Raw genomic sequence first — 24,495 nt, 5'->3', positions numbered from 1 at the left:
CCCTGTCGGGGACATCACCCTGGACAGCGGAAGGCCCGGCCGTGGTGACGGCCGGGCCTTGCCTGGGTGCGGATCGGCGCCCGCGGCGCCTCGCGTGTGCCTGGGCTCAGATACGGCCCCGGCCGAGCTCCAGGAGCGTCATCGCGAGGGTGGTGCCGGGCTTGCCGAACGCGTCGCTGTAGTGGGACAGGATCTCCATCTCACGGGAGAGATTCACGCGGCGGCCGCCCGATGCGATGCGGGCCTCCTGGATCATGGCCGAGAAGGCCACCCGTTCCCGGATCAGGCCGATGATGCGGTTGTCGAGCGCGTCGATCCGTTCGCGGGCGTTGCCGATGAGCGATGCGGCGTGCTCGGTGCGGGCGCCGGTCTTCTCGGTGGACGCCTGCGCAGTGGTGGTGGCGGTCATCTTCGGGGCCTCTTCTCGAGTTCGGGCGAACCGTCGGGGACCAGCAGACCGAATCACCCGCAACAGGTGCGCAACACGGCCACGGCACCGCCCTGTTGCGCGGGCGTTGCGCGGTGAGGTGTTCGATTCCTCATGAGAAACCTCGCCCTGCGAGAGACGGTCGCGCCACAGGGGCGCAGGGGAAGAGGCCGGTGGCCGCCATGACTCGGGAGGTTTTGTGGTCGAGGCCGCATTCGCGTCCACTCACACGGAGGCATGATGACCAATCGGACCAGTGACCTCGAAGGCGCCAAAGTCGCCACGTTCCGCAGAAGGCCGCAGGCCCTGCCCCGGCAGCGCAGAAGTAGCGGTGACGAGCTGCGCCACGGCCAGGTGCTCACGACGAAGGTGGGTCTGCAGATACCGGCCGGGATGAGTTACGAGGACTGGGAGCAGGCCGGCCGTCAGCTCTCGGGCATCGTGGACTCGTCGTCGTGGTGGCTCGGTGACTGGCTCGTCCACGGGAAGGACCACTACACCGACCGCTACCAGCGGGGCATCCGTACGGCCGGGCTGCAGTACCAGACCCTGCGGAACTACGCGTGGGTCGCCCGGCGGTTCGAGTTCGGCCGGCGGCGCCACGCGCTGACGTTCCAGCACCACGCCGAGATAGCGTCCCTGCCGGTCGAGGAGCAGGAGCTGTGGCTCGACCGTGCCGAGCAGAAGAAGTGGACCACCAAGCAGCTACGCGGCGCTCTGCGCATGGCGCGGGCGGACGAGCCGCGAAGCGCCAAGCAGCTCGAGACGACGCGGCGCCTGGCGCTGCCCGGCAGCCGTCTCCAGTGGTGGCACAAGGCCGCGGAGCAGTCGGGACTCGGTCTCGAGCAGTGGGTCCTGGAGACGCTCGACAGCGCGGCCGGACAGGCTCTGGATGAGATGGCGGAGATGGAAGAGGTCCAGGAGCGGGCCAGCATCAGTGCCTGATCCCGCCGAGCCGGCGGACGCAGCGGAGTTCCGCCTCCGCCCGGACCACAAGCCACAGGGCCCGCACTCCGTGAGGAGCGAGGGCCCTGAAGGCAGTGCTGGACGAGGTTCAGGCCGGCGGCCCGCTCAAGGCCGCGTGCGGGCACGGCAACGCGCTCATCAGCTCGGCCGTCTCGCGATGACGACTGCTCTCGCGCCCGGCGAAGGACTGCTGCACCCGGTCACGGACCTCGGGCGCCTGCTCTTGACTGAGCTTGAACATGCCGTCCGCCCCGGACACTCTGACCCGGAACGCACCCACCGCGGGCGCGAGCTTATGGAAGTAGCCGATCGACTCGGACATGTCCCAGCCGGTCCCGAATTCGCCTTCGAAGGCGCGCACGGTGGACTGCACCACCTCCAGCGTCTCCTCGCCCGGATCGAGCTTCTCCAGCACGCCGTGCACATGCACCGAGGTGAAGTTCCACGTCGGGGCGGCCGGCGTCATCTCGTACACCGTCGGCGAGACATAGCCGTGCGGTCCGGTGAAGACCAGCAGGACGACGCTGCCCGTCTCGAGCGCGGCCCAGTGGGGATTCGCTCTGTTCATATGGCCCAACAGGGTCGTACCCGACAGGTCGTCGGCCCATTCACCGGTCATCTGCGGATCCGGTATCACGGGCAAATGCGTGGCGAACGGGCCGGCGGGCGGACTTCCTTCGGCCGGGCTGCTGTTGGTCGCCATGAGCGCCAACGGATTCTTACGGATCACGTCGACCATCCACGAACCGTTCGGTTCGCGATACTGGTTGGGAACGAACATCCGGCATCCACCCTTCGGTGATTTCAATCGCAGTAGGGGTTCTCGTTGTCGTCGAAGCTACTGGTGCTTCGAGCGGTGCTGCAAATAATTCTCGAGTCGGCCGCATCGCTGTACTGTCGACAGGACAGCGGCGCCCGGTGTGCGGCTCGCCGGAACTCTTGCAAGGCTCGTCCCGCCGCTCTAAGTTAGTTTCGCGGTGTTCTCAAGTGCAATACTTGAATGCATGTCTCCCGGATCACCGGTTGAGATTCCGAGACCACCAGCCGTGAGCTTGACGATAGTTATCGACTTTCCCAATCAGAGGCCTCTTGGGGTACAAAAGTTGGCCTGCCGAAAATTCGGTATGCCCTGTCACAGCTACGCTAGCGGGAGAATTCTCTATGGGTACTCGTGCACACGAGATATACGACGTGGTCGGCATAGGTTTCGGCCCGTCAAATCTGTCGCTCGCCATCTCCCTGGAAGAACACCAGGAGAATGTTCCAGCGCATCCGACCAGGGCCGCGTTCTTCGAGCGGCAGTCCGCGTTCGGCTGGCACCGCAACATGCTGTTGCCGTCGGCGACCATGCAGATCTCGTTCCTGAAGGACCTGGCCACCTTCCGGAATCCGGTGTCGCGGTTCGGCTACGTGTCGTTTCTGCACGAGTCGGGCCGGCTGGCGCGGTTCGTCAACAACATGGACTTCTTCCCGACGCGTCTGGAGTTCCACCAGTACCTGGAGTGGGCGGCATCGAGGTTCACCGACCGGGTCTCCTACGGGTCGGACGTCACCGCGATCCGGCTGCCGCAGGGAGCCGGGGCGGGGAGCTCCGAGTACCTGCAGGTCGAAGCCCGGGACAATGCCACGGGCTCCACCAGGGTGGTCAACGCGCGCAACGTGGCCATCTCGACGGGCCTGGTGCCGCGCATGCCGGACGGTATGGAGCGCGATGAACGCGTCTGGCACAGCTCGGAGTTCCTGGAGAAGTACCGGCGCATGAACCCCGGCGACCTGAAGAGCGTGGCGGTGGTCGGCGCCGGCCAGAGCGCCGCCGAGATCACCAGGTTCCTGTACGACAGCCTTCCGCACGCCGAGGTGTCCGCGATCTTCCCGTCGTACGGATACTCCGTCGCGGACGACACGCCTTTCGCGAACCAGATATTCGACCCCGACGCGGTCGACGACTACTACTACGGCACGGACAAGGCGCGCGAATCATTCTGGCGCTACCACAAGAACACGAACTATTCCGTCGTCGACTCCGACGTCATCAAAGACCTGTACCGGCGCTCGTACGACGAGGACGTACAAGGCACCGAACGCCTGCATTTCCTCAACATGACAAGGGTCAGGGAGGTCAAACGGGCCGGCGACGAAACGCGTGTCCTCCTGGACACGCTGCTGGACGGCCACACGCAGGAACTCGACGTGGACGCAATCGTCTTCGCCACTGGCTACGACTCCATGGAGCCGAGCCGCCTGCTCGGGGACCTCGACCGCTACTGCCTGCGCGATGCGGCGGGACGCCACCGGGTGCAGCGCGACAACCGGCTCGTCACCACCCCCGAACTGTCCTGCGGCATCTACATCCAGGGCGGCACCGAGCACACGCACGGCCTGTCGTCGGCGCTGCTGTCGAACATCGCCGTACGCAGCGGCGAGATCGCCGACTCCATCGTGGGCAGCCGCCCCGCGCGGGATAGGGGGCAGCCGCTCCACGCCGCCGCCGTCTGACCGGGGCCCTGCGAGAACGGCCCGTCAGCAGGGCTGACGAGCCGTTCGCAGGCCTCGCGGTGCGGCTGGGAGACTGCCGGCGGCAGCTGCTTACGCGGCCATCGCCTCACGCAGGCTCTTCGGTCGCAGGTCGGTCCAGTTCTGCTCGATAAAGTCCAGGCACTGCTGGTGGCCCTCCTCGCCGAACACCACCCGCCAGCCGGCGGGAACGTCGACGAACGACGGCCACAGGGAGTGCTGCTCCTCCTCGTTCACCAGGACATAGAACCGGCCATCCGCGTCATCGAACAGGTTGCTGCTCATCGTCCACTCCAATTCAAGCCGTTCACGATCGGCTTCCTATTGAGAAGCGATTCATGATCCGTGTACTGTGCGAGATGGATCTGCTCCCCAGCCCGCATTCTTAGGGTGTTCCCGCCTGTCAGAGCATCGGTTACGACGACTCCGGGCTCTTCCAGGCCGGTTATTCTGTCCATGCTTATCAGTGATCCGCCGGCGGTCAAAGGGACGGTCTCCCCGGCTCGGCCCGCCCGGTGTCCTGTGGACAGGACAGCCCGGTGCAGAAGAACTTGAATTGCCAGCAGTTTGTCGCGAAAGGCTAGACGGACGGTCAAGTCCCGGCTGATAGTGGCCGACGTACCTCTCTGGCATCAGCGACAGAGATATGGGGTGCCCGCCGGCCGGGCCTGACGGCTCAGCGGCTCGTGGCGAACCCCTCGCTGAGAGGGCGTCCCTCCGTCTTCGCGGAACACCGCCAACGCGGCCCAGCCCCACCGGCCGCGGCCTTGTCGGCGTTCGCCCTCGCCCCCTTGAAGAAACTGGGATTTTCCACCATAGGAGTTTCGCCATGAGTGTCACGGCAGCGCAGGGCTTCTCGGCCGCAGGCGTCGCAGCCGGAATCAAGAGCAACGGCAACCCGGACCTGGCCCTGGTGGTCAACAACGGTCCGAGCAGGGCCGCGGCGGGCGTCTTCACCTCCAACCGGGTGCAGGCCGCGCCCGTGGTGTGGAGCAATCGCGTTCTCGCGGACGGGGTGGTGAGCGCCGTCGTCCTCAACTCGGGTGGCGCCAACGCCTGTACGGGACCGGAGGGCCTCAAGGACACGCGAGCGACGGCCGAGAAGGTGGCCGAGGTACTCGACGGGCACAGCGCCGACCAGGTCGCGGTCGCCTCCACCGGGCTCATCGGTATAAGACTGCCCATGGACCGGCTGCTCACCGGGGTCGGGAAGGCGGCGGCCGAACTGTCCGCGGACGGCGGCGAGAGGGCCGCGGTCGCCATCAAGACCACCGACTCGGTGCACAAGACCGCCGTGTACGAGGGCGCCGGCTGGACCGTCGGAGGGATGGCCAAGGGCGCGGGCATGCTCGCTCCCGGTCTGGCCACGATGCTGGTGGTCCTGACCACCGACGCGGACCTCGGCAGCGAGAGCCTGGACAGGGCGCTGCGCGCGGCGACCCGTACCACCTTCGACCGGGTCGACTCCGACGGCTGCATGTCCACCAACGACACCGTGCTGCTGCTAGCCTCCGGTGCCTCCGAGACCGCCCCGGAGTACGGGGAGTTCGCCGAGGCCGTACGGAGCGTGTGCGACGATCTCGCGCGGCAGCTCATCGGCGACGCCGAGGGATCCTCCAAGGAGATCCGGATCGACGTGGTGGGCGCGGCGTCGGAGGACGACGCCGTCGAGGTCGCGCGGGCCATCGCCCGTAACAACCTCCTCAAGTGCGCCATCCATGGCGAGGACCCCAACTGGGGCCGGGTGCTCGCCGCGATCGGCACCACACAGGCCGAGTTCGACCCGGACCGGCTGAACGTCGCCTTCAACGGTGTGTGGGTCTGCAAGGACGGGGCGATCGGCGAGGACCGCGACGGGGTGGACCTGCGCGGCCGGGAGGTCGTCATCACGGCCGACCTCGCGGCGGGCACGGAGCCGGCGACCGTCTGGGCCAATGACCTGACCGCCGAGTACGTCCACGAGAACAGCGCGTACGCCTCATGAAGACCTATCAGCACCCAGCCCTGGCCAAGGCCGAGTCCGTCATCGAGATGCTGCCGTGGCTGATCCGCCACCGCGGCGAGATCGCCGTCATCAAGTTCGGCGGCAATGCCATGGTCGACGACGAGCTGAAGGCCGCCTTCGCCCACGACATCGTCTTTCTGCACCACGCCGGACTGAAGCCGGTGGTCGTGCACGGAGGCGGACCTCAGATCAGCGCGGAGCTCGACCGGCGCGGTCTGGCCAGCGAGTTCAAGGCGGGCCTGCGCGTCACCACACCCGAGGCGATGGACGTCGTACGCATGGTTCTCGCAGGACAGGTCCAGCGCGAGCTCGTCGGCCTGCTGAACCAGCACGGGCCACTTGCCGTCGGCCTCACCGGCGAGGACGCGCGCACCATCACCGCCTCCAGGCACTGGCCCGAGGTCGACGGTGAGCTGGTCGACATCGGCAGGGTCGGCGAGATCACCGAGGTCGACACCGGCGCCGTAGAGGCGCTCATCGAGAACGGCCGGATCCCGGTGATCTCCTCGATCGCCCACTCACAGGACGACGGACATGTCTACAACGTCAATGCTGATACGGCGGCTGCGGCACTCGCTGCGTCGCTTGGCGCCGAGACGCTGATGGTGCTCACCGATGTCGAAGGCCTCTACGAGGACTGGCCGAACAGCAACGAGGTGATCAGCAGGCTCACGGCGACGGAGCTGGAGAAGCTGCTGCCCGAGCTGGCCAGCGGCATGGTGCCGAAGATGGCCGGCTGTCTGCACGCGGTGCGTAACGGCGTAAGCAACGCCCGCGTCATCGACGGCCGCATCCAGCACTCGGTCCTGCTCGAGATGTTCACGGACGAGGGAGTCGGCACGGTGGTCGTGCCGGACGACGAAGAGGGGAACGCATGAGCGAGGCCGGGAATACGGAGCTCATTCAGCGCTGGCAGGGGTCGCTGATGGGCAACTACGGCACCCCGCGCGTGCCGCTGGTGCGCGGCGAGGGCGCCGCCTTCTGGGACGCCGACGGCAAGAAGTACCTGGACTTCCTCGGCGGGATCGCCGTCAACTCCCTGGGCACCGCGCATCCGGCCGTCGTCCAGGCCGTCAGCGAGCAGGTCGGCCGGCTCGGCCATGTCTCGAACCTGTTCATCGCACAGGAGCCGGTCCTGCTCGCCGAGCGGCTCCTTCAGCTGGCGGGCCGCGCCGGCCGGGTTTTCTTCTGCAACTCCGGTGCCGAGGCCAACGAGGCGGCCTTCAAGATCGGCCGCCTCACGGGGCGCCGGCACATGGTGGCCGCCCGGGGCGGCTTCCACGGCCGCACCATGGGCGCCCTGTCGGTGACGGGCCAGCCCGCCAAGCGCATTCCCTTCGAGCCCTTCGCGGCCGATGTCACCTTCGTCGAGTACGGAGATGCCGAGGCCCTGCGCCGGGCCGTCACCCAGGACACCGCCCTGGTGGTCCTTGAGCCGGTGCAGGGCGAGAACGGTGTGATCGTCCCGCCGCCCGGCTATCTGGCCGCCGCCCGTGAGATCACCCGGGCCGCCGGGGCGCTGCTGGCTCTGGACGAGGTGCAGACCGGCATCGGCCGGACGGGCCACTGGTTCGAGCACCAGGCGCAGGGCATCGAGCCGGACCTGGTCACGCTCGCCAAGGGCCTCGGCGGAGGGCTGCCGATCGGCGCGACTCTCGCCTTCGGCAAGGCGGCCGAGCTGATGGGTCCGGGTTCGCACGGCACCACCTTCGGCGGCAATCCGGTCGCCTGCGCCGCGGCTCTCGCCGTACTCGACACCATCGCCGGCGAAGACCTCCTGCACCATGTCGGGCGGCAGGGCGAGAAGTTGCGCCGTGGCATCGAGGCGCTACGTCACCCACTGGTCGCCCAGGTACGCGGAGCGGGGCTCCTGATGGGCATCGCCCTCGCCGAGCCGCTCGCCCTCCAGGCGCAGCAGGCGGCCGAGGAGGCGGGTCTGCTGGTGAACGCCGTCTCGCCGGAGGTGATACGGCTCGCCCCGCCGCTGATCATCAGCGACGAGGAGGTGGAGACGTTCCTCCGCACGCTGCCCCGCGTACTGGACCAGGTCCACGAGGGGTGGCGCCGGGCGACGACGGCAGTCGACGCCCTCACCGAAGTACGCGCCGAGCGTTTCGCTCACGTCTGAGAAGTGTCCATGATCAACACTGGTGAAGGCGGCCGTCGGGGACGGGTACAACGACAGGCCCGCGACGGGGAGAACTCATGAGAGTACGAGCAGCTGTTGCCGGAGCAAGCGGGTATGCGGGGGGCGAGGTTCTGCGCCTGCTCCTTGCGCACCCCGATGTCGAGATCGGCGCCCTGACCGGCAACTCCAACGCGGGCCAGTATCTGGGGGCGCTGCAGCCCCACCTGCCACAGCTCGCCGACCGGGTTCTGGAGGAGACCACCGCTCAGGCGCTGTCCGGCCACGATGTGGTCTTCCTCGGGCTGCCGCACGGCCAGTCCGCCGCCGTCGCCGACCAGCTCGGCCCCGGCGTCCTCATCGTCGACATGGCCGCCGACTTCCGGCTCGAGAACGCCGCGGACTGGGAGAAGTTCTACGGCTCCGCCCACGCCGGGACGTGGCCCTACGGTCTGCCCGAACTCCCGGGCGCCCGCGCCGCGTTGGAGGGGTCCAAGCGCATCGCGGTGCCCGGCTGCTATCCCACCGCCGTCTCGCTGGGGCTCTTTCCCGCGTACGCCGGGCGGCTCGCCGAGGCCGACGCGGTGATCGTCGCAGCGTCCGGGACCTCAGGGGCCGGCAAGGCGGTCAAGCCGCATCTGCTGGGCTCCGAGGTCATGGGCAGCATGTCGCCGTACGGCGTGGGCGGCGGGCACCGGCACACCCCGGAGATGGCACAGAACCTCAGTTCCGTCGCGGGCGAGCGGGTCACCGTCTCCTTCACGCCGACGCTGGCGCCGATGCCGCGCGGCATCCTGGCCACCTGCTCGGCGAGGGCGAAGCCGGGGGTGACGGACGAGGCCGTGCGCGCGGCGTACGAAAAGGCGTACGCGGACGAGCCGTTCGTGCGTCTGCTGCCCGAGGGGCAGTGGCCGACGACCGCGGCCGTGTACGGGTCCAACGCGGTGCAGGTGCAGGTCGCCTACGACGAGAGCGCGCACCGGATCATCGCCGTCAGCGCCATCGACAACCTCACCAAGGGCACCGCGGGCGGTGCGGTTCAGTCCATGAACGTCGCCCTCGGGCTGCCGGAGGAGACCGGCCTGTCCATGACCGGAGTGGCGCCGTGAGTGCCATCGCCGCCGACGTCCGGGGCGCCAACGTCCGGGGCGCCGCACCGAGATGCCGTCGTGGGCGGCATCCCCAGGACGCGCCGTTATCAACGGCGCCGCACGAAGGCGCCCCACCCACGAGCCAAGGCGCCGTACGAAGGCACCTCACCCATCGTGCCTCAAGGGCGGGGCAGGGCGGCCGGGTCGCACCACGGACCTGAACGCCCGCCACCGCCGGAACAGCCGTCGCCGGACCCTGCCCGCCCCGGGCAGGGTCCGGCGACGGCTGTCCGCACTTCCGGGCTCCCGCCTTCGCCGTGCAGTCCCGGCGGGGCGTCGGGTACGTCGCAGCGACGTACCCGACGACTCCAGGACCTCGGGCCTGTCCTAGGCCTTCCCCAGGCCGTCGAGCAGCCGGTCGAGGCCGTAGGAGAAAATGTCCGTCGAGCTGCTGCCCATCGGGTCACCGGTGCGGCGTGACGCGCACCAGGCACGCAGTCGCGGGTACGGCTGCGCGGCCGCTTCCACGGCCGGCCACAGACCTTCGACCCACTCCTCCTGGCTCTTCCCGCTGCGGGCGAGCGCCGTCAGCCACGCGGCCTCGCTGGTGCCCATCCCGACGACATAGGCGAGAAGGGCCTTCATGGCGTGGTCGGCCTCGTCCAGGTCGTAACCGCCCGCCTCGAACACCGCGAGCATGCGGTCGGTGTTCCGCATCATGTTCGGGCCGAGAGAGGAGAACCCGGCACGGCCGAGCACGGAAACAAGCCACGGGTGCCTGAGGATGGTGGCCCGCAGGCTCTGGGCACTGCGGGCTGCTGCCGAGCGCCAGCCCTCCGGATCGTCGGCGTCCGGGACTTCCATCTCGCCGTAGACCTCGTCCACGACCAGCTCGATCAGCTCGTCCTTGTTGGCCACATACGAGTACAGCGAGGTGGCACCGGCGTTCAGACGGGCGCCCAGGCGCCGCATGCTCAGGGCTTCGATTCCATCGGCGTCCAGCAGCCGGATCGCCTCGGCCACGATCTGTTCCTGGCTCAGCGACGGCTGCTCACGCCGAACGCGGCGCGGGCGGGTCCACACCGATTGGATCACCTGCTCCTTGGCGGGCATGTGGGCCTCCTTCTTTCGTCACCTCAGGATAGCGCTTGATCCGCACGTCGTGCGGGATTGCGAACGTCGTGCGTCCATCATACAGTGTGCGGCAAGCCGAACAGCGTACGAAGGCACGAGATTGGCTCGAAGCCGGATGGGCTCCAGATAAAAAACCGCTACGTTGGTTTGATAATCCTGTAGGTTCCCCCACTGGGCGCCCCGCCCACACCGTTCGAGAGGTTTCAAGATGGAACGTCATCCGCGACGTTGGCTCATCCTGATCGTGCTCTGCCTCAGCACGCTGGTGCTGGTCATCGACAACATGGTGCTCACCGTGGCGGTTCCGCCCCTTGCGGAGGACCTGAAGGCGAGCCCCCAGGACATTCAGTGGATCATCGAGTCGTACATGCTGGTCTTCGCCGGCCTCCTGCTGCCCGCGGGCAGCATGTCCGACCGGTTCGGGCGACGGCGCATCATGATCATCGGACTTGCGGCCTTCGGTGCCGCGTCGGTCCTGGCCACCTGGGCCGACAGTCCTGAACAGCTGATCCTCGCCCGCGTCCTGATGGGCGTCGGCGGTGCTCTGGTGATGCCGAGCACGCTGTCCATCCTCATCACCGTCTTCGACGACGAGGAGCGGCCCAAGGCGATCGCCGCCTGGAGTGCGGTGGCCATGCTCGGCCTGGTCGGCGGTCCGGTGCTGGGCGGTGCGCTGATCGCCAAGTTCTGGTGGGGCTCGGTCTTCCTGATCAACATCCCGATCGCGGCCCTCGCGATCATCGCGGCCCTGATCCTGATGGACGAGTCCAAGGGGCCCTGGCGCAAGGCCGACCCCGTCGGCATGGTGCTGTCCATGGTCGGCATGGCCTCGCTGGTCTGGACGATCAACGAACTGCCCAAGGACGGCCTCGGCCACGCCAGTACCCAGATCTCGCTCGCCCTGGCCGTCGTCGGTCTGGTGGCGTTCGCCGTCTGGGAGAGCCGCGTCGAATCGCCGATGGTGCCGCCGAGCCTGTTCCGCAACCGTGTCTTCACCGGCGCCAGCTTCTCGCTCGTACTGCTGACGTTCGCCAACGGCGGTCTGATGCTGGTGCTCACCCAGTACCTGCAGTACGTACTGGACTACACGCCCACCGAGACCGGTCTGGCCTTCACGCCGCTGGCCGTGGCGACCCTGGTGTTCAACGGCATCGGCGCCGCCCTGATCCCCAAGACCGGCAACCGCATCATCGCCGTGGCCGGCCTGCTCGTCATCGCGGCCGGGTTCGCAGTGCTGTCGACCCTCTCGGTCGGCGACGGCTGGGGGCCGCTGATCGCGTCCATGCTCCTCATGGGTGCGGGCAGCGGTCTGGCGATGCCGGCGGTCATCGCGGCCCTGATGGGGGCCGTGCCGGAGGAGCACGCCGGTGTCGGATCCGCGCTCAACGACACCATCCAGCAGGCCGGTGCGGCTCTGGGTGTGGCCGTTCTGGGCGCCGTCCTGTCGGGCACCTACACCGGCGCCATGCCGGACTCGGCGCCCGAGCAGGCCAAGGACTCGATCGTCGACGCGCTCGCCATCGCCGAGCAGACCAAGGACGACTCGCTGCTCGAGTTCGCACGCCAGGCCTTCTCCGACGCCATGTCCGCCAGTTTCCTGGCGGGCGCGGCCGGTGTCGTGGGCGCCGCCGTACTGGCGCTCTTCCTCATCAAGGGCGGCAGGGTCGCCGCCGCGGAGGAGACCGCCGGGACCGACTCGGAGCAGAGCAACTCCGCGCAGCCCGACCCGGAGCAGACCGGCTCCGAGCAGGCCGGTGCGGTGAAGGAGGTCGCGGGGAGCGGGGCCGTCGAGGCCGGTCGCTGATCCCCGGCAAGCGGCCTACTGCGCGCGGTGACCGCGGCCCGTGGCAACCCCACGCCGGTCGCGGTCACCGCCACGTCGCGCGCAGTCCCGACTCGACTTCCCCAAGGAGGAGCGACCGCTGTGGCCAGGACCAGGACTCCCGTCCCGCGTGTCCCCGGTGACGCATCGACCCGGCGCGGACGGCGCCGCGCGGGCCTCGCGCTCGCCCAGGTGCTCAGCGCCCTTGGGCCCGGCGTCCACCAGCTCTGCTACAGCGCCCAGGAGGCCGACGGACTGTACGTCGTGGCCGAGGCCACGGTGACCCTCACGGACCGGCTCGACGCGGTGTCCGATGAACTGTGGCGGGTCGAGATCGCGCTCGCCCTCGGACTCGTCGGCGCCCGCGTCGAGTTCGCCGTCCTGATCGTGCAGACCCTGGGCGGACCCAGGCCGCTCGCGTGCGGCTGGCAGGTGTCCGGCGGCCGGCTGCACGGCATGCCGGCCGTCCGGGTCCAGGAGGCGGTCACCCCGTGCCCCGGCGTTGACGCCCCCGTCCCCGTGGCGTACACGGCGCCCGTGCTGACCGCGCCCTTTCGCGCGAGCCGGTGGCCATGACGCAGGCAAGCCGGGGGAGGGTTCGTGGCAAACCCTCCCCGGGCAGGACGGTCAGTGGTGCCTCAGAAGCGCACCGGCAGGTTGATGAGGTGCATGCCCTCACCCGGCTGCCCCCGGTACTCGCGTTCGCCCGCGACCTGCAGGCCCTCGTGCTTGAGGAGAAGCTGGTCGATGACGACCTCGGTCTGCATGCGGGACAGTGCCGCACCGATGCACAGGTGCGGGCCGTGGCCGAACGCCATGTGCCCGGTGCCGGAGCCGAGCTCGCGGGTGAGGTCGAGCTTCTCGGGGGCGGCGAACTCACGCGGGTCGTGGTTCAGGGCGAGCAGCGAGGCGCTCACCGCCTCGCCCTGCTTGACCGGGCACCCCTGGAACTCGAGGTCCTCGGTCGCGTACATCGGGGCGCTCATCGGCGCGGAGGTGAGGAAGCGCAGCAACTCCGGGACGGCGTGCGAGCCCAGGATCTCCGGCTGCGCGCGCAGCTTCGCCAGCTGGTCCGGATGGTCGAGCAGCGCGAGGACCGCCCTGCACAGGAACTCGGCGGGAGGCGTGATACCGGTGTTGACCAGCAGCAGGAATATCGCGATCAGCTCGGTCTCGGAGAGCGCGTCCTTCGCCCCGGCCTCGTCGGCGGCGCCGAGCAGGTCGGAGATCAGGTCGTCGCCCCGCTCGGCGCGGCGGCGCGCGATCAGATCCTTGGCGTACTCCACGATGCTCTGCAGGGCCGGAACGAACGTCTCGGGGTTGCCCGATGCGTACTGGCGGATCGTGGACTGCACGTCCGCCCGGTCGGCCTCGTCGACGCCGATGAGCCGGCACAGGGCCTCGCCGGCGACGGGGTAGCCGATCGCCTCGATCAGGTCGACCACCTCGCCCATCGCGGACCGGGTGGCGACGATGCCGGCGGTGAGCTTCTCCAGCAGGGGACGGCTCGCGTTGACGCGCCGGGCGGTGAAGGAGCGGGTGAGCAGCTTGCGCACCCGGGCGTGCTCCGTGCCGTCCTGCAGCATGAGGATGCCCAGGTACTGGCTGTACTCCGCCGGCAGGCCGTACGCCGCGATCATCTGGTCCACGATGCTGGGGCCTTCCTGGCCCGGCAGTTTGGTGCTGTCGCGGATGAAGCGCGGGTCGTTCAGAGCCGCCTTGGCGTCCTCGTAGCCGGTGACGAGCCAGACCGGAGTCTCGAGTTGGGGGAGGACGACGCGGGCGAGCGGGCCCTGCTCGCGCAGTTCCGGGTATCGGGCGGGATCACTCACGAATTCGGACGTCAGGCTGACAGCTTGCTCCGACACGTTCCTTCTCTCCTTGGGGTGAAAGCCCCTGCCCCGGCGGGGCAGTTGCTGCACCCCGTGGCCGGATCGTTCGGCGAGGAACCGGTCACCGGGTGCGGCAGCGGGCTGGGGGGTGGCTGCGTTCGAGGTTCGGCCGGTGCCGGGATACCCGCCCAGCGCGAGAGAAATATACCAGCATGCTGGTTTGTTTTTCCCTTGAGATCCGACTCCTGACGGGTTCTTAATGCCCGGCACTCACAGGTTGTGCGGGCATGCCCGGCGCTGGAGCGCCAGGGGTGCCAGGCGCTCGCCGAACAGTGTACGGACTTGTGCACACCGTTCGCTAGTGGGTACATTGTTCGGCGCAACGCACAACGTACGGTCAGCACCCAAGTAAACCGTCTGTGCGGTTTGATATAGTCCCCGTGTCCGCTGTCTTCCCTGCCGATCCGACGGGAGCCTTTCGCCGTGGCTACGTTCCTCTACAAACTGGGCCGCCTCGCCTTCCGACGGCGGGGCTTGATGGCACTGCTATGGGTGCTGATCTTCGGCGGAGTCGGCTTCGCGGCCTCCTCCGCCCCTCCTCCGCCCGCCGACACTTTCTCGATGCCGGGGACCGAGTCCCAGAAGGCGTTCGACCTGCTTCAGGAGAAGTTCCCGGCCGCGAGCGCGGACGGCGCCAGCGCCCGTGTGGTCGTCCGCGCACCCAAGGGCGAGAAGATCTCCGACCCCGAGCAGAAGGCCGAAGTGGCCGGGCTCGTCGCCGACTTGTCCAGGGCCCCGCAGGTCGCCGCGGTCACTGATCCGTACAAGGCGAAGGCCATCAGCAAGGACGGCACGACCGCCTACGCGGTGGTCACCTACAAGGTCGCCGCCACCAAGCTGACCGACGAGGCGCACGACGCGCTGACCAAGGCGACCGACAAGGCCCGTGGCACGGGCCTGACCGTCGAGGCCGGCGGCGACGCCGTCAAGATTGAGGCCTCCATGGGCGGCACGGGCGAGAAGCTCGGCGTCGCCGTCTCCGCCCTCGTCCTGCTCATCACCTTCGGCTCCGTGATCGCCGCCGGCATGCCGCTGCTCACCGCGCTCATCGGCGTCGGAATCGGCATCTCCGGTATCACCGCGCTCGGCACCACCCTCGGCCTGTCCAGCACGACATCCACACTGGCGCTGATGCTCGGCCTCGCGGTCGGCATCGACTACGCGCTGTTCATCGTCTCCCGCTACCGCGCCGAGATCGCCGAGGGCCGCGACCGCGAGGAGGCCGCGGGACGCGCCACCGGTACCGCGGGTTCGGCAGTCGTGTTCGCCGGTCTGACGGTCATCGTCGCCCTGGCGGGCCTGGCCGTCGTCAACATCCCGATGCTCACCAAGATGGGTCTGGCCGCGGCGGGTACCGTCGCCGTCGCCGTACTCATCGCGATTACGCTCGTCCCCGCGCTGCTCGGCTTCGCACCCGTCAAGGTGCTGCGCCGCAGGGACCGCAAGCAGCACTACGGCAAGCCGCTCTCGGCCCGCCAGCAGCGCAAGGCCGCCAAGCGGGCAGCCAAGGCCAAGCCCAACCTGGGCGCCCGCTGGGCGGGTTACACCCTGCGCCACCCCGTGGCCGTCCTGCTCGTCGGCGTTCTGGGCCTGGGCGCCGTCGCCGTGCCGGCCGCCAGCCTGGAGCTCGGGCTGCCCGGCGAGGGCACGATGGCGCCGGACACCACGCAGCGCAAGGCGTACGACATCCTCTCGGAGTCCTTCGGCGCCGGCTTCAACGGCCCGCTGATGGTCACCGTCGACGCCAAGGACGCGGCCTCCGCGGCCGACGGCGTGGGCAAGGCCCTGGCCAAGGAGAACGGCGTGGCCTCGGTGTCCCCGGCCACGGTCAACGAGGCGGGCGACACTGCGATCCTGAACGTCATCCCGGCCACCGGGCCGAGCGACGGCAAGACAGAGGAACTGGTCCGCTCCATCCGCGACACCGTGAGCGGCCTCGAGGCGGACACCGGCGCCGAGATCCTCGTGACCGGCCAGACCGCGCTGTTCATCGACTTCTCCAAGACGCTCGACGACGCGCTGCTGCCGTATCTCGCCCTGGTGGTGGGCCTGGCGTTCCTGCTCCTGATGGTGGTCTTCCGGTCGGTGCTCGTACCGCTCAAGGCGGCGCTCGGCTTCCTGCTGTCGGTGGGCGCGGCGCTCGGCGCGGTCGTGGCCGTCTTCCAGTGGGGCTGGCTGGCAGGCGTCTTCGGCGTCGACCAGCCCGGCCCGGTGATGAGCACGATGCCGATCTTCATGATCGGTGTGGTGTTCGGCCTCGCGATGGACTACGAGGTCTTCCTCGTGACCCGCATGCGGGAGGCGTACGTCCACGGGGCGCGGCCCGACGAGGCGGTCGTCACCGGCTTCCGTTACGGCGGCCGGGTCGTCAGCGCCGCCGCGATCATCATGGCCAGCGTCTTCTCCGGCTTCATCATGGAGGAGAACGACCTGATCAAGATGATCGGCTTCGGCCTCGCCGTCGCCGTCCTCTTCGACGCCTTCATCGTCCGGATGGCGATCGTGCCCGCCCTGTTCGCACTGCTCGGCAAGTCCGCCTGGTGGCTGCCCAAGTGGCTCGACTGGCTCCTGCCGAACGTGGACGTCGAGGGCGAGAAGCTGGGCCGTATCTCCCCGGTCCAGCGCCTGGCACGCCCTCGCCGGGAGCGCGAGCTCGTGGACTGAACCACCCGGCACGCACCCTCCGGCCCAGCGGCTCCCAGCTGCTGGGCCGGAGGGGTGCGTTGCCGCCGCGGCATCCGCCCGGCCGACCGTTCCGTACAACGTACGCTCTTGCGCACGCTGTACGTTCGCCGTACACTGTTCGTCAGGTCGGCGCGCCTCCATCCCCCGCAGGCGCGCCGACCGCAAACAAGCCTCGCCGGCCGCCGGGGTCAGGGCGGAGCCCCGCAATCAAGCCTCGTCGGCGTTTGAGGCGCGGGGCTTGGGGCGGAGCCCCAACGGGAGCCCGTACGACTGCTCCCCGGGGCGACCACGCCGACACCAGGCCGTCCTGTGCCGGAGGTGTCCTGATGGACCGTGATCCGCACGCATCGCGCCGATCGCGACCCGCAAGCCCCCTCACCGCATTCGTACGGTTCGCGGTCTGCGGAGGCGCCGTCGGACTCTGCTCCAGCGCAGCAGTGGCCCTGCTGGCCGCCCTGATGCCATGGATGGCGGCGAACGCGCTCGTCACGGTCGCCTCCACGGTGCTGGCAACCGAGTTGCACGCGCGGCTCACGTTCAGGGACGGGCGGCGCTGCGGGCTGCGTCGGCATGCGCAGTCGGCAGGGACGGCAGCGGCCGCCTACGTGGTGACCAGCGCGGCGATGGCGCTGCTGCACCTGGTTCAGGCCGCGCCCGGGGTGTGGCGGGAGCAGCTGGTGTACCTCTCGGCATCGGCGCTGGCCGGGATCGGCCGGTTCGCTGTGCTGCGCCTGTTCGTCTTCTCCGGCACCCGCACCCGCACTCCGCCCGCGGCGCCCGGCTACGACTCCGGTGCGGCCGAACTGCCGCCCTCCCGCTCCTCGATGACGGTGATGGCCCCGGAGGGGCAGATGTCGGCAGCCTGACGGGCCGCGGTGTCCTGCCCGGGCGACGGTCGGGTCCGCAGCAGCAGCACCCGGCCGTCCTCGGCGTCCTGGTCGAACACCTCGGGGGCGGTCAGTGCGCACATCCCGGCGCTCTGGCAGCGTTCGCGGTCGATGCCGAGTTCCACCGGGTTACGCCTCGTCCCACGTGACGGGGAGTCGGTGCACCCCGTGGATGTTCATGTCGGCGCGCAGCGGCACCTCCTCCGGCGGGACGGCAAGCCGCAGCGTCGGGAACCGGGCGAACAGCGCCGGAAGGGCGACCCGCATCTCGACGCGGGCCAGTTGCTGGCCCAGACACTGGTGGATGCCGTGGCCGAAGGACAGATGCCCGGTGGCTTTCCGGTGCAGGTCGAGGGTGTCGGGGTCGGCGAACCGGTCCGGGTCGCGATTGGCGGCCTGCACCGAGATGGTGACCGTCTCACCCGCCCTGATCAGCTGACCGTCCAGCTCAACGTCCTCCAGCGCCGCCCGCGCCCCGGTGTGGGCGATGCTCAGATAGCGCAGCAGCTCCTCGACCGCCTGGTCGGCGAGGCCGGGTTCGGAGCGCAGAGCGGCGGCTTGCCCGGGGTTGCTCAGCAACGCGAACGTGCCGAGCCCGATCATGTTCGCGGTGGTGTCGAGGCCGGCGGCGAGCAGGAAGGTGCCGATTCCGGCGAGCTCGGTATCGGTGAGATCGCTGGTGGTCAGATCGCTGAGCAGGTCGTCGGTGGGGTCGGCCCGCTTGGCCAGTACCAGCTCGTGCACCACGTCCTGGAGCGTGCTGTACGCGGCGAACTGCTCGTCCTGCGTGGCGTCCAGGCCGCTCAGTGTCGCCGCGTGACGCTGGAAGACCTCGCGGTCGCAGGAGGGCACGCCGAGCAGTTCGCAGATCATCAGCGCCGGGACGGGGTGTGCGTACGCCTTCACCAGGTCGACCGGCGGGCCTTGGCGCTCCATGGCGTCGAGGTGCTCGGCGGTGATCTGCTCGACGCGGGCGGTGAGTTCACGCATCCGGCGGACCGTGAACCTGCCGGTGAGCAGCCGCCGGTAGCGGGTGTGGTCGGGCGGGTCGATCCCGGTGAGGTCGCCGATCGGCGCCGGCGGCATTTCGGCCATCTCCAGGCCCGGGAAGGGGGAGTGCAGGAGCTCGTACCGAGAGCTGAAGCGGGGGTCGGCGGCTAACGCACGGACCGCGGAGTGGCTGGTGGCCAGCCAGCCCACGTGCCCGTCGGGGTAGAGCATCCGGCTGAGCGGCTGCTGCGCACGCAGCCCCGCCAGCTCACCGGGCGGATCGAACGGGCAGCCCGCTGGACGGGCCGTCGGCAGCTGCACCGGCTCGGGGAGCGGCGCTGCGTCCTGAGCGGTCTTCCCGTGCGTGTGTGCCGACGGTTCGTGCTGCATGGTGTGTCCTCCAGCGCAGAGTGACGTGCGGTGAACGGCGTCGCGGCGCACGGCATCGGCGTCATGGGTCGGATCGCGGCCCGCGACGTGTGCACCGCCCGCGTTCGCCGGGTGGGCGCGGTGAGCGCGGAGAGAATCCGCGCGGTGGTCCTCTTCTGCGGCCCGGATGGTCAGGAGCGGCGGATCACGACGTCGCCCGCTCCGGTACGGGCGTGCACCTCGACGGTCTCGTCGGAGGTCGCGGGGCCCTCGGACGGGCCGATGGAGTTACGGACCATGCCGCTACGGGTGTTCACGTCGAGCCAGGCGGCGGTGGACGCGGCAATGCCGACCTCGAGATCACCGGCAGCGGTCTGGAGCGAGACCTGGCCGCGTGCCACCTCGCCGATCCGGATACCGCCGCTGGCGGACTTGGCGTCGACTCCGGCGTGCGCGATGCCTACGGAGATACGGCCGTTGGACGAGTTCACCCGCAGAGCGCCGGTGACCGAGCCGATGCTGGTCTCGCCGTTGACGTTCTTGACCGTCGCCGCGCCCGCGATCTCCCCGACGTCGATCCGGCCCGCCGCGATGACCTCGGCGTCCCCCGCCGTGCGGTCCACGCGAATGTCGCCGTGGTCGGTCTTCAGGGACACCGTTCCCGCCTCCTCGACCTGGATGTCACCGAACGAGGTCCTGAGCCTGAGGTCCCCGAAATGGCCCTCACACGTGAAGTCCGCCATGGACGAGGTGCCCTGGACGTCCGATCCGGCTGGCAGCTCGATACTCACGTCGAGCGAGCCGCTCTTGCCGAACAGAGAACGCTTCTTGGGTCCCCTGACCAGCAACTTGCCGCCCGAGCAGGTGACTCTGGTCTGCTGAGCGGCCTGCACGTCGTCCTCGTCGGCGCCGTCGCCCGGCAGTACCTCGACGACCGTGTCCGCGCGCTTGCCCGCGGTGATCCGGGCGGACCCGACGTCGAATTCGAGGGTGACGGAGATCGGTTCGGGAGTGTCGAAGGTAGGCATGGCTGTCCCGTCCTCATGGCTCTGATGTGCGTTCCCGCTGGTGGAGCGGGTGAATGGGAAGTGGCTGGGAGCGGTGCGGCACGCCGGTGCAGCTAGCGAACCCAGCCCGTGTAGCCCTGCTGGACCCGATGGCGACTGCGCCCTGCACGGCTGGGCTCGCCGGGCTCCAGGGCAGTGGCGACGGCCCGTACCAGCCAGGCGTTGACCGAGAGGCCCTCCTGTCCCGCGGCGTCCTCGACCCGGTTCTTGAGGTGCGCAGGGAGACGGAAGTTGATCCGTGCCGTACCGCCCTCGTCACTGTCCACCGGGGCGGGCGGCAAGGGCGCCCGCGTACCGCCCGTCGGGCTCTCGCGCTCCCCGGCCTCCTCGTACGCCTCCTGACCCGGCGGTGGTGTCACCACGAACTCGGGGTCCAGCCCCCGCAGTCGTACGTCCACCGAGCCCGGCGCCAGGTCGCGCGTGACCTCGCCCATGGCGGCGGACAGTGCGTTCAGAAGGGTGAGCCGGGCCGCCGACTCCAAGGGTGCGGTGAGCCGCTCGGCCAGGGCGCGGGCTTCCTCTCCGCCTGCATCCGCGGCGACCGCGAGCTCGTGCCGGAGATTGTCGACGTACGGAGTGAGGTCCATAACACCACCATGACACCATAATGGCGCCATTGCAAGCCATGATGGCGCTCTGGGTGCCTGTGTCGTCCGGGTCGATCCAGTCGCGCACGGTCGAACGATGTGCGGCCTTGCGCACGTCGTTCGCAGTTGAGTACGGTGTTCGGAGTGTCGTACAATGTACGGGGCCGGGGCGATTACTACTTCGCTGACCGCGCTCACCGCTCTCGGCCACGCGGTAAGCCCTCCGGACCGTTGCCGACCACGACCTCACACCGCATCAGCAACCCGCATTCCGGGGGGAGACCATGTCCAACCCGTACGAAGCCCCACCGTTAACGAGCCGCCCCGCCGCCGGCCGCCGTGTCCTCGCCTGGTGCGTCGACTTCGCACTGGTGCTCCTTGCGGCCTACCTGCTCGGCGTTTTCACCGTCCACCGCATCACCGCGATGTTCACCGACGGACCCGAACTGTCGGACGTCTGGCACATGCTCAGATCGGACCGCGACAACCTCGACGATGCCGGGCAGCTCGCGCTGTCGCTCTGGGACAACGTGGCCACCACCGTCATCCAGGCGTTCATCCTGCTGGTGGCCTGCACCTTCCTCTACCACTGGGCCACCCTCACCCTCGCCGGACGCACCCTCGGCAAGATGCTTCTCGGCCTGCGCATCACCCCGCAGACCTCCTCCCGCGCTGCCCGGCGCGCTGCGATGACCACCACCGCCGACGTGGCCTGCTTCTCCCTCGCCTGCTGCCTTCTTATCTCCGGCGCCTTCGTCATCTCCGTAGTCGTCTGGTGCATCGCGGTCGCCATCTTCTGGACCAACGTCCTCCCGGCCCTGTCCGGGTCCCGCCGCACCCTCGCGGACCGCCTGGCGGGCACATCCGTTGTCCGCGCCTCACCGCGGGCTCCCTCGCCGGCGACCGTGTGGCCGCGGTAACGACGATGAGCCTTCTGGAGGCTAGGACTCCACTTGCAAGAAATTGGAGAGGCCTAAGAACCGCGCAGCCGCTTATCCCTCATAAATTCGAAGCCATTTCCTCTCCACGGAACGGCTGATATGGATCGGGAAATGCCAATGCTCCGTACGGGACCCGCTGGACCCAGCCCGTGCCATCGACTCCGGCCGGTCCGACCCGTACGCCGCCGCGGACCCACGTCCGCTCCTGGCCGACCTGAACTACCGCGGCCCGCCTGCGGGACCCGCCCGGGCGAGGAGTCGCGGGGCACGTCTGCGGTTGCACTGTCATGGTTGGGCGCATGGCAATCCTCTCCGACTCCGTAGGTACGTGGGCGGGCACGAACGGCTTCCGGCTGATGCCCGACAGCCCGTTCGCCGAGTTCTCGGCGACAGCGACCGTGACGCTCGCCGCGGGCGGTCATCTCACCTCGGTCGCGTACTCCTGGGAGCACCCGGACGACGGGCCGCAGGACGGTCTGCTCGTCCTCGGCTCGGCCGGGGACGACGGTTCCCTTGTCGCGATGTGGGGTGACTCGTGGCATCAGCAGCCGGCGCCGATGTCGTTGTCAGGGAGCCGGGGAGCGGACGCGACGGTCAAGCTCGACGGTAGCTACGACGGCGGTTGGGGCTGGCGAGTCGTGCTCGAAGCCGCCGGCGAAGACAGCCTGCGGATGCGGATGGACAACGTGATTCCCGAGAACCAGGCCACGGCCGAGATTACGGCCGGGCCATATCCCGTGATGGTGATGGATCTGCGCCGTGCCTGACAGGCGGTCAGAGCTGCAGATGTCAGCCTCACTGACACAGACGTCAAGTGGCCTGACATGCGAGGGCGTTGTGTCCCTCCAGGGAGGACACAACGTAGTGGGGCCGCGCTTGTGGTGGAGGTCGCCGGCTACTCGCCGCTGACGGCCTTGAGGCCGTGGCCTTGGCGTTTCGGCGGTGGGGTGTCGTAACGGGGCGCGGTCGGCTCAGGTAGCTCGCCGTCGGCGATGCGCCGGGCGGCGACTTGGATCGCTGCTTCGAGGTCTTCGACGGTCTCGTATCCGGCGATGTAGGGGTGCAGGTAGTAGGTGCGGTAGCGGCGATTCTCGGGCCGGAGCACCAGGTGCCGGTCGACGAGGGCCGCCATGGCGACGTTCGCCGAGTTCCTGCTGAGCCCTACACGGGCCGCGAGTTCGCGCTGAGAGGCGATGACCTCACCGCCGGGATGCTGACGCTCCACCATGGCGCTCAGAAGGTCCTGAGCGGCCTTCGTGAGCTCCAGTTGGTGCAGCATTCCGTATCCGACGCTCGCCTGGATCAGCATGCCGCCTCCTCTTTGCCGTCCTGTCCGAGCTCCAGCTGCACGCTTCGCGGGGCTGGCGGCGGGTTCAGCTTCGGGAAGGCGTCCTCGGGCGTTTTCGCGCGCAGCAGCGCCAGAACCTCTTGCTGCCGGTCACCGTTCCCCTGGAATGCGATCAAGGGATTGACGAAGAGCACGCCGTTCTCGATTCGCTGCAGCATGTGCCACTCCCCCAGCCGACCGATCGCCCGAGTCACGTTCGATCGTTCCATACCCAGCTTCTCAGCGATCTTCTTGTGGGTGGCCCTGAGAGCCAGCCCTCTCGCTGCTTGCCGATGCACCAGACGAGGACGGCCGACTGGATCGGGGACATGCCGTGCTGCGCGATCAACACGGCCAGGACGTCGCTGAGGAACTCGTTGGACACTTGGCTGAACCCGGCGCGGCCGTACATCTCGTGGGGCGCGCGGTACGTGTACCGGACGCTCACGTCCATTTGCTGCACTGGCCGGTTGCGGCTCGGCGGCTTGATCGCCGACCCGAACTTCTCAGTCAGTGTCTCTTGTAAGCCGTTGCCTCCGCCCTCAGGCACAGCGGAGATCGGGCCCTTGGCACTGGGGGAACGGCGGGCGGCCAGTGGTGTCGCTCTCGACACCACACCACTTGCCACCCGCGACTCGCATCCGTTTGACCTGCGGCAACGTTGAATTGTTCAACTCCACTTGGTCAATTTGGTGTCGATGTGATGCTGGCTGACACATTTCCGCAGGTCGATGTGTCAGCGCCAACACATGGCCCTCAGCAAAACCCACTGGTCAGCAGGGGTATCCGGCTACTGCTCTCTTTTCCTTAAGACCCGCGCGCGAGGCACCTGGGCCACACAGGACCAACCCTGGGTGGCTTGGCGCTCAACACACACCACTACCTCCACTGGGCAAAAGTTGCGGCTATCCGCATGTTCCGCCCGCCTCATCGGTCCGCACTGGACGCCCTCCGCCTGTTTGCCCGAGTCAAAGCCAGACGAGAGTTGCGTCTCCTGACATGATTTCAGGCAAGAGTTGCGAGCAGACACAAGTTTCGGCAGCGAATGTGGGCGGCCACCGACATTCAGCGGTGCCGAATGTCGGTGGCCGCCGACATTTGCATTTTGAAAGTCCCAGGTCACAGGCACTTCTCTGCACCCTCCCTCTTAACTACAGAGGCCGTCTCCCAACCCGACGGTTCGCGCGTGCTGGCAGTCGGTGGTTTGGTGTGGCCTGCAGCGGGTTTCCTGGGCGGCGGAGCGGTTGGCTTGGCGTGAGGTCGGGCTGGTGTCATTTTGGTACGGGTATTTCGGTAACACGATGCTCGGGGACACGTCGTTCAGATTCTTCCTACTTCTCGAGTGCTGTCTGGTGAGTTCTTCTCATCCCAGTACCTATCTCATACTCATTTTGAAGCACTCTTTACTGGTCAGTTCTTAAGGTCTGCTTGTTGGTGTGATTCTGGAGTGGAGGATTTATGCGACGTGCTCCACAGTCCGCCTCCTCCTATGCAGTGAGGTGGCGTCAAGTCCTAAGGCTCGAGCGAAGCGAGGCCTCCCGTCCGAGCGAAGCGAGGACTGACAGGTTCTCAATTCCCTTCCCATAGCGAAGCGGAGGGAAGTAAGTTCAGCTCCGCTGAACTAGGCCGAGCGAAGCGAAGCCGGCCAAGCAGGCCGTTGGCAGGC

Annotated in this window: 24 protein-coding genes; 12 read left to right on the top strand and 12 right to left on the bottom strand. The window is 68.6% G+C overall.

Translation table 11 applies throughout. From position 1 onward, the window contains the following. Nucleotides 1-106: 106 nt before the first annotated feature. Nucleotides 107-409, bottom strand: a complete 303-nt coding sequence (locus SLUN_RS38500) for a chorismate mutase (protein WP_108155204.1) — start codon at nt 407-409, stop codon at nt 107-109. A 255-nt stretch (nt 410-664) separates the two neighbouring features. On the opposite strand from SLUN_RS38500, the gene SLUN_RS38495 reads away from it, so the two are divergent. Then, entirely contained in the window at nt 665-1,372 is a 708-nt protein-coding gene (locus SLUN_RS38495) for an LmbU family transcriptional regulator (protein ID WP_108155203.1), read from the top strand. 109 nt (nt 1,373-1,481) lie between these two features. Here SLUN_RS38495 and SLUN_RS38490 read toward each other — a convergent pair whose 3' ends face one another. Continuing rightward, nucleotides 1,482-2,174, bottom strand: a complete 693-nt coding sequence (locus tag SLUN_RS38490) for an FMN-binding negative transcriptional regulator (RefSeq protein ID WP_108155202.1) — start codon at nt 2,172-2,174, stop codon at nt 1,482-1,484. Between the two features lie 380 nt (nt 2,175-2,554). On the opposite strand from SLUN_RS38490, the gene SLUN_RS38485 reads away from it, so the two are divergent. Further along, complete coding sequence (locus SLUN_RS38485; RefSeq protein WP_108155201.1) at nt 2,555-3,889, top strand: lysine N(6)-hydroxylase/L-ornithine N(5)-oxygenase family protein; 1,335 nt, start codon at nt 2,555-2,557, stop codon at nt 3,887-3,889. A gap of 90 nt (nt 3,890-3,979) precedes the next feature. Here the strand turns inward: SLUN_RS38485 and SLUN_RS38480 are convergent, their stop codons facing one another. Further along, entirely contained in the window at nt 3,980-4,192 is a 213-nt protein-coding gene (locus SLUN_RS38480) for an MbtH family protein (RefSeq protein ID WP_108155200.1), read from the bottom strand. Between the two features lie 544 nt (nt 4,193-4,736). On the opposite strand from SLUN_RS38480, the gene argJ reads away from it, so the two are divergent. The 4 genes from argJ to argC all read left to right on the top strand — a co-directional run bounded on the left by argJ (nt 4,737) and on the right by argC (nt 9,146). Further along, nucleotides 4,737-5,891 (top strand): bifunctional glutamate N-acetyltransferase/amino-acid acetyltransferase ArgJ, encoded by a 1,155-nt coding sequence (gene argJ / locus SLUN_RS38475; protein ID WP_108155199.1) that lies wholly within the window; start codon nt 4,737-4,739, stop codon nt 5,889-5,891. After that, complete coding sequence (argB, locus tag SLUN_RS38470; protein ID WP_108155198.1) at nt 5,888-6,790, top strand: acetylglutamate kinase; 903 nt, start codon at nt 5,888-5,890, stop codon at nt 6,788-6,790. Before argJ ends, argB begins: the two co-directional genes overlap by 4 nt. Next, entirely contained in the window at nt 6,787-8,040 is a 1,254-nt protein-coding gene (locus SLUN_RS38465; RefSeq protein WP_108155197.1) for an acetylornithine transaminase, read from the top strand. The genes argB and SLUN_RS38465 overlap by 4 nt, the downstream gene beginning before the upstream one ends. A gap of 77 nt (nt 8,041-8,117) precedes the next feature. After that, nucleotides 8,118-9,146 (top strand): N-acetyl-gamma-glutamyl-phosphate reductase, encoded by a 1,029-nt coding sequence (argC, locus tag SLUN_RS38460; RefSeq protein WP_108155196.1) that lies wholly within the window; start codon nt 8,118-8,120, stop codon nt 9,144-9,146. Between the two features lie 369 nt (nt 9,147-9,515). Here the strand turns inward: argC and SLUN_RS38455 are convergent, their stop codons facing one another. Then, on the bottom strand, nt 9,516-10,241 hold the full coding sequence (locus SLUN_RS38455) for a TetR/AcrR family transcriptional regulator C-terminal domain-containing protein (RefSeq protein ID WP_108155195.1): 726 nt from the start codon (nt 10,239-10,241) through the stop codon (nt 9,516-9,518). Between the two features lie 229 nt (nt 10,242-10,470). Between SLUN_RS38455 and SLUN_RS38450 the strand changes: the two genes are divergently transcribed. Both SLUN_RS38450 and SLUN_RS38445 read left to right on the top strand, forming a co-directional pair. After that, nucleotides 10,471-12,066, top strand: coding sequence for an MFS transporter (locus tag SLUN_RS38450; protein ID WP_108155194.1), 1,596 nt, complete (start codon nt 10,471-10,473; stop codon nt 12,064-12,066). A gap of 120 nt (nt 12,067-12,186) precedes the next feature. Then, nucleotides 12,187-12,660, top strand: coding sequence for a hypothetical protein (locus SLUN_RS38445; RefSeq protein WP_108155193.1), 474 nt, complete (start codon nt 12,187-12,189; stop codon nt 12,658-12,660). A gap of 62 nt (nt 12,661-12,722) precedes the next feature. Here the strand turns inward: SLUN_RS38445 and SLUN_RS38440 are convergent, their stop codons facing one another. Beyond that, entirely contained in the window at nt 12,723-13,952 is a 1,230-nt protein-coding gene (locus tag SLUN_RS38440; protein ID WP_108155192.1) for a cytochrome P450, read from the bottom strand. Nucleotides 13,953-14,399: 447 nt separating this feature from the next. Between SLUN_RS38440 and SLUN_RS38435 the strand changes: the two genes are divergently transcribed. Both SLUN_RS38435 and SLUN_RS38430 read left to right on the top strand, forming a co-directional pair. Continuing rightward, entirely contained in the window at nt 14,400-16,640 is a 2,241-nt protein-coding gene (locus tag SLUN_RS38435) for an MMPL family transporter (RefSeq protein ID WP_159100457.1), read from the top strand. Nucleotides 16,641-16,987: 347 nt separating this feature from the next. Continuing rightward, nucleotides 16,988-17,527, top strand: a complete 540-nt coding sequence (locus SLUN_RS38430; RefSeq protein WP_254708284.1) for a GtrA family protein — start codon at nt 16,988-16,990, stop codon at nt 17,525-17,527. On the opposite strand, the gene SLUN_RS38425 is transcribed toward SLUN_RS38430, so the two are convergent. The 4 genes from SLUN_RS38425 to SLUN_RS38410 all read right to left on the bottom strand — a co-directional run bounded on the left by SLUN_RS38425 (nt 17,443) and on the right by SLUN_RS38410 (nt 20,561). Next, the gene (locus SLUN_RS38425) at nt 17,443-17,673 is read right to left on the bottom strand and encodes a ferredoxin (RefSeq protein WP_108155191.1); all 231 of its coding nucleotides are present in this window, start codon (nt 17,671-17,673) and stop codon (nt 17,443-17,445) included. The genes SLUN_RS38430 and SLUN_RS38425 overlap by 85 nt on opposite strands. 4 nt (nt 17,674-17,677) lie before the next feature. Next, nucleotides 17,678-18,928, bottom strand: a complete 1,251-nt coding sequence (locus tag SLUN_RS38420; RefSeq protein WP_108155190.1) for a cytochrome P450 — start codon at nt 18,926-18,928, stop codon at nt 17,678-17,680. Between the two features lie 170 nt (nt 18,929-19,098). Continuing rightward, nucleotides 19,099-19,935 carry a DUF4097 family beta strand repeat-containing protein gene (locus tag SLUN_RS38415; RefSeq protein ID WP_108155189.1) on the bottom strand — a complete coding sequence of 279 codons (837 nt, stop codon included), beginning with the start codon at nt 19,933-19,935 and terminating at the stop codon, nt 19,099-19,101. 92 nt (nt 19,936-20,027) lie between these two features. Beyond that, nucleotides 20,028-20,561 carry a hypothetical protein gene (locus SLUN_RS38410; protein ID WP_108155188.1) on the bottom strand — a complete coding sequence of 178 codons (534 nt, stop codon included), beginning with the start codon at nt 20,559-20,561 and terminating at the stop codon, nt 20,028-20,030. Nucleotides 20,562-20,845: 284 nt separating this feature from the next. Between SLUN_RS38410 and SLUN_RS38405 the strand changes: the two genes are divergently transcribed. Both SLUN_RS38405 and SLUN_RS38400 read left to right on the top strand, forming a co-directional pair. Beyond that, a complete protein-coding gene (locus SLUN_RS38405) occupies nt 20,846-21,481 on the top strand; it encodes an RDD family protein (RefSeq protein ID WP_108155187.1) in 636 nt (211 codons plus the stop codon). Between the two features lie 320 nt (nt 21,482-21,801). Continuing rightward, a complete protein-coding gene (locus SLUN_RS38400; RefSeq protein ID WP_108155186.1) occupies nt 21,802-22,269 on the top strand; it encodes a DUF1579 family protein in 468 nt (155 codons plus the stop codon). A gap of 128 nt (nt 22,270-22,397) precedes the next feature. On the opposite strand, the gene SLUN_RS38395 is transcribed toward SLUN_RS38400, so the two are convergent. The 3 genes from SLUN_RS38395 to SLUN_RS39805 are packed head-to-tail and all read right to left on the bottom strand — an operon-like array spanning nt 22,398 to nt 23,283. Beyond that, a complete protein-coding gene (locus SLUN_RS38395) occupies nt 22,398-22,811 on the bottom strand; it encodes a helix-turn-helix domain-containing protein (RefSeq protein ID WP_108155185.1) in 414 nt (137 codons plus the stop codon). Next, a complete protein-coding gene (locus tag SLUN_RS38390; RefSeq protein ID WP_159100456.1) occupies nt 22,805-23,059 on the bottom strand; it encodes a hypothetical protein in 255 nt (84 codons plus the stop codon). Before SLUN_RS38390 ends, SLUN_RS38395 begins: the two co-directional genes overlap by 7 nt. Further along, nucleotides 23,041-23,283 carry a hypothetical protein gene (locus SLUN_RS39805; protein WP_159100455.1) on the bottom strand — a complete coding sequence of 81 codons (243 nt, stop codon included), beginning with the start codon at nt 23,281-23,283 and terminating at the stop codon, nt 23,041-23,043. The genes SLUN_RS38390 and SLUN_RS39805 overlap by 19 nt, the downstream gene beginning before the upstream one ends. Nucleotides 23,284-24,495 lie beyond the last annotated feature (1,212 nt).

Origin of the sequence: Streptomyces lunaelactis, assembly GCF_003054555.1 — a bacterium.
Classification (GTDB): domain Bacteria; phylum Actinomycetota; class Actinomycetes; order Streptomycetales; family Streptomycetaceae; genus Streptomyces; species Streptomyces lunaelactis.
Note: the sequence above shows the minus strand (reverse complement) of the source record. Positions and strands in the feature narration are given on the sequence as shown.

Excerpts from the sequence above, each read along its gene's own strand:
- SLUN_RS38410 (WP_108155188.1), bottom strand. The coding sequence starts at position 20,561 with ATGGACCTCACTCCGTACGTCGACAATCTCCGGCACGAGCTCGCGGTC.
- argB (WP_108155198.1), top strand. The coding sequence starts at position 5,888 with ATGAAGACCTATCAGCACCCAGCCCTGGCCAAGGCCGAGTCCGTCATC.
- SLUN_RS38450 (WP_108155194.1), top strand. The coding sequence starts at position 10,471 with ATGGAACGTCATCCGCGACGTTGGCTCATCCTGATCGTGCTCTGCCTC.
- SLUN_RS38405 (WP_108155187.1), top strand. The coding sequence starts at position 20,846 with ATGTCCAACCCGTACGAAGCCCCACCGTTAACGAGCCGCCCCGCCGCC.
- SLUN_RS38480 (WP_108155200.1), bottom strand. The coding sequence starts at position 4,192 with ATGAGCAGCAACCTGTTCGATGACGCGGATGGCCGGTTCTATGTCCTG.
- SLUN_RS38465 (WP_108155197.1), top strand. The coding sequence starts at position 6,787 with ATGAGCGAGGCCGGGAATACGGAGCTCATTCAGCGCTGGCAGGGGTCG.
- SLUN_RS38395 (WP_108155185.1), bottom strand. The coding sequence starts at position 22,811 with ATGCTGATCCAGGCGAGCGTCGGATACGGAATGCTGCACCAACTGGAG.
- SLUN_RS38455 (WP_108155195.1), bottom strand. The coding sequence starts at position 10,241 with ATGCCCGCCAAGGAGCAGGTGATCCAATCGGTGTGGACCCGCCCGCGC.
- argC (WP_108155196.1), top strand. The coding sequence starts at position 8,118 with ATGAGAGTACGAGCAGCTGTTGCCGGAGCAAGCGGGTATGCGGGGGGC.
- SLUN_RS38430 (WP_254708284.1), top strand. The coding sequence starts at position 16,988 with ATGGACCGTGATCCGCACGCATCGCGCCGATCGCGACCCGCAAGCCCC.
- SLUN_RS38495 (WP_108155203.1), top strand. The coding sequence starts at position 665 with ATGATGACCAATCGGACCAGTGACCTCGAAGGCGCCAAAGTCGCCACG.
- SLUN_RS39805 (WP_159100455.1), bottom strand. The coding sequence starts at position 23,283 with ATGGACGTGAGCGTCCGGTACACGTACCGCGCGCCCCACGAGATGTAC.
- SLUN_RS38400 (WP_108155186.1), top strand. The coding sequence starts at position 21,802 with ATGGCAATCCTCTCCGACTCCGTAGGTACGTGGGCGGGCACGAACGGC.
- SLUN_RS38485 (WP_108155201.1), top strand. The coding sequence starts at position 2,555 with ATGGGTACTCGTGCACACGAGATATACGACGTGGTCGGCATAGGTTTC.
- SLUN_RS38490 (WP_108155202.1), bottom strand. The coding sequence starts at position 2,174 with ATGTTCGTTCCCAACCAGTATCGCGAACCGAACGGTTCGTGGATGGTC.
- SLUN_RS38415 (WP_108155189.1), bottom strand. The coding sequence starts at position 19,935 with ATGCCTACCTTCGACACTCCCGAACCGATCTCCGTCACCCTCGAATTC.
- SLUN_RS38390 (WP_159100456.1), bottom strand. The coding sequence starts at position 23,059 with ATGGAACGATCGAACGTGACTCGGGCGATCGGTCGGCTGGGGGAGTGG.
- SLUN_RS38500 (WP_108155204.1), bottom strand. The coding sequence starts at position 409 with ATGACCGCCACCACCACTGCGCAGGCGTCCACCGAGAAGACCGGCGCC.
- SLUN_RS38420 (WP_108155190.1), bottom strand. The coding sequence starts at position 18,928 with ATGCAGCACGAACCGTCGGCACACACGCACGGGAAGACCGCTCAGGAC.
- argJ (WP_108155199.1), top strand. The coding sequence starts at position 4,737 with ATGAGTGTCACGGCAGCGCAGGGCTTCTCGGCCGCAGGCGTCGCAGCC.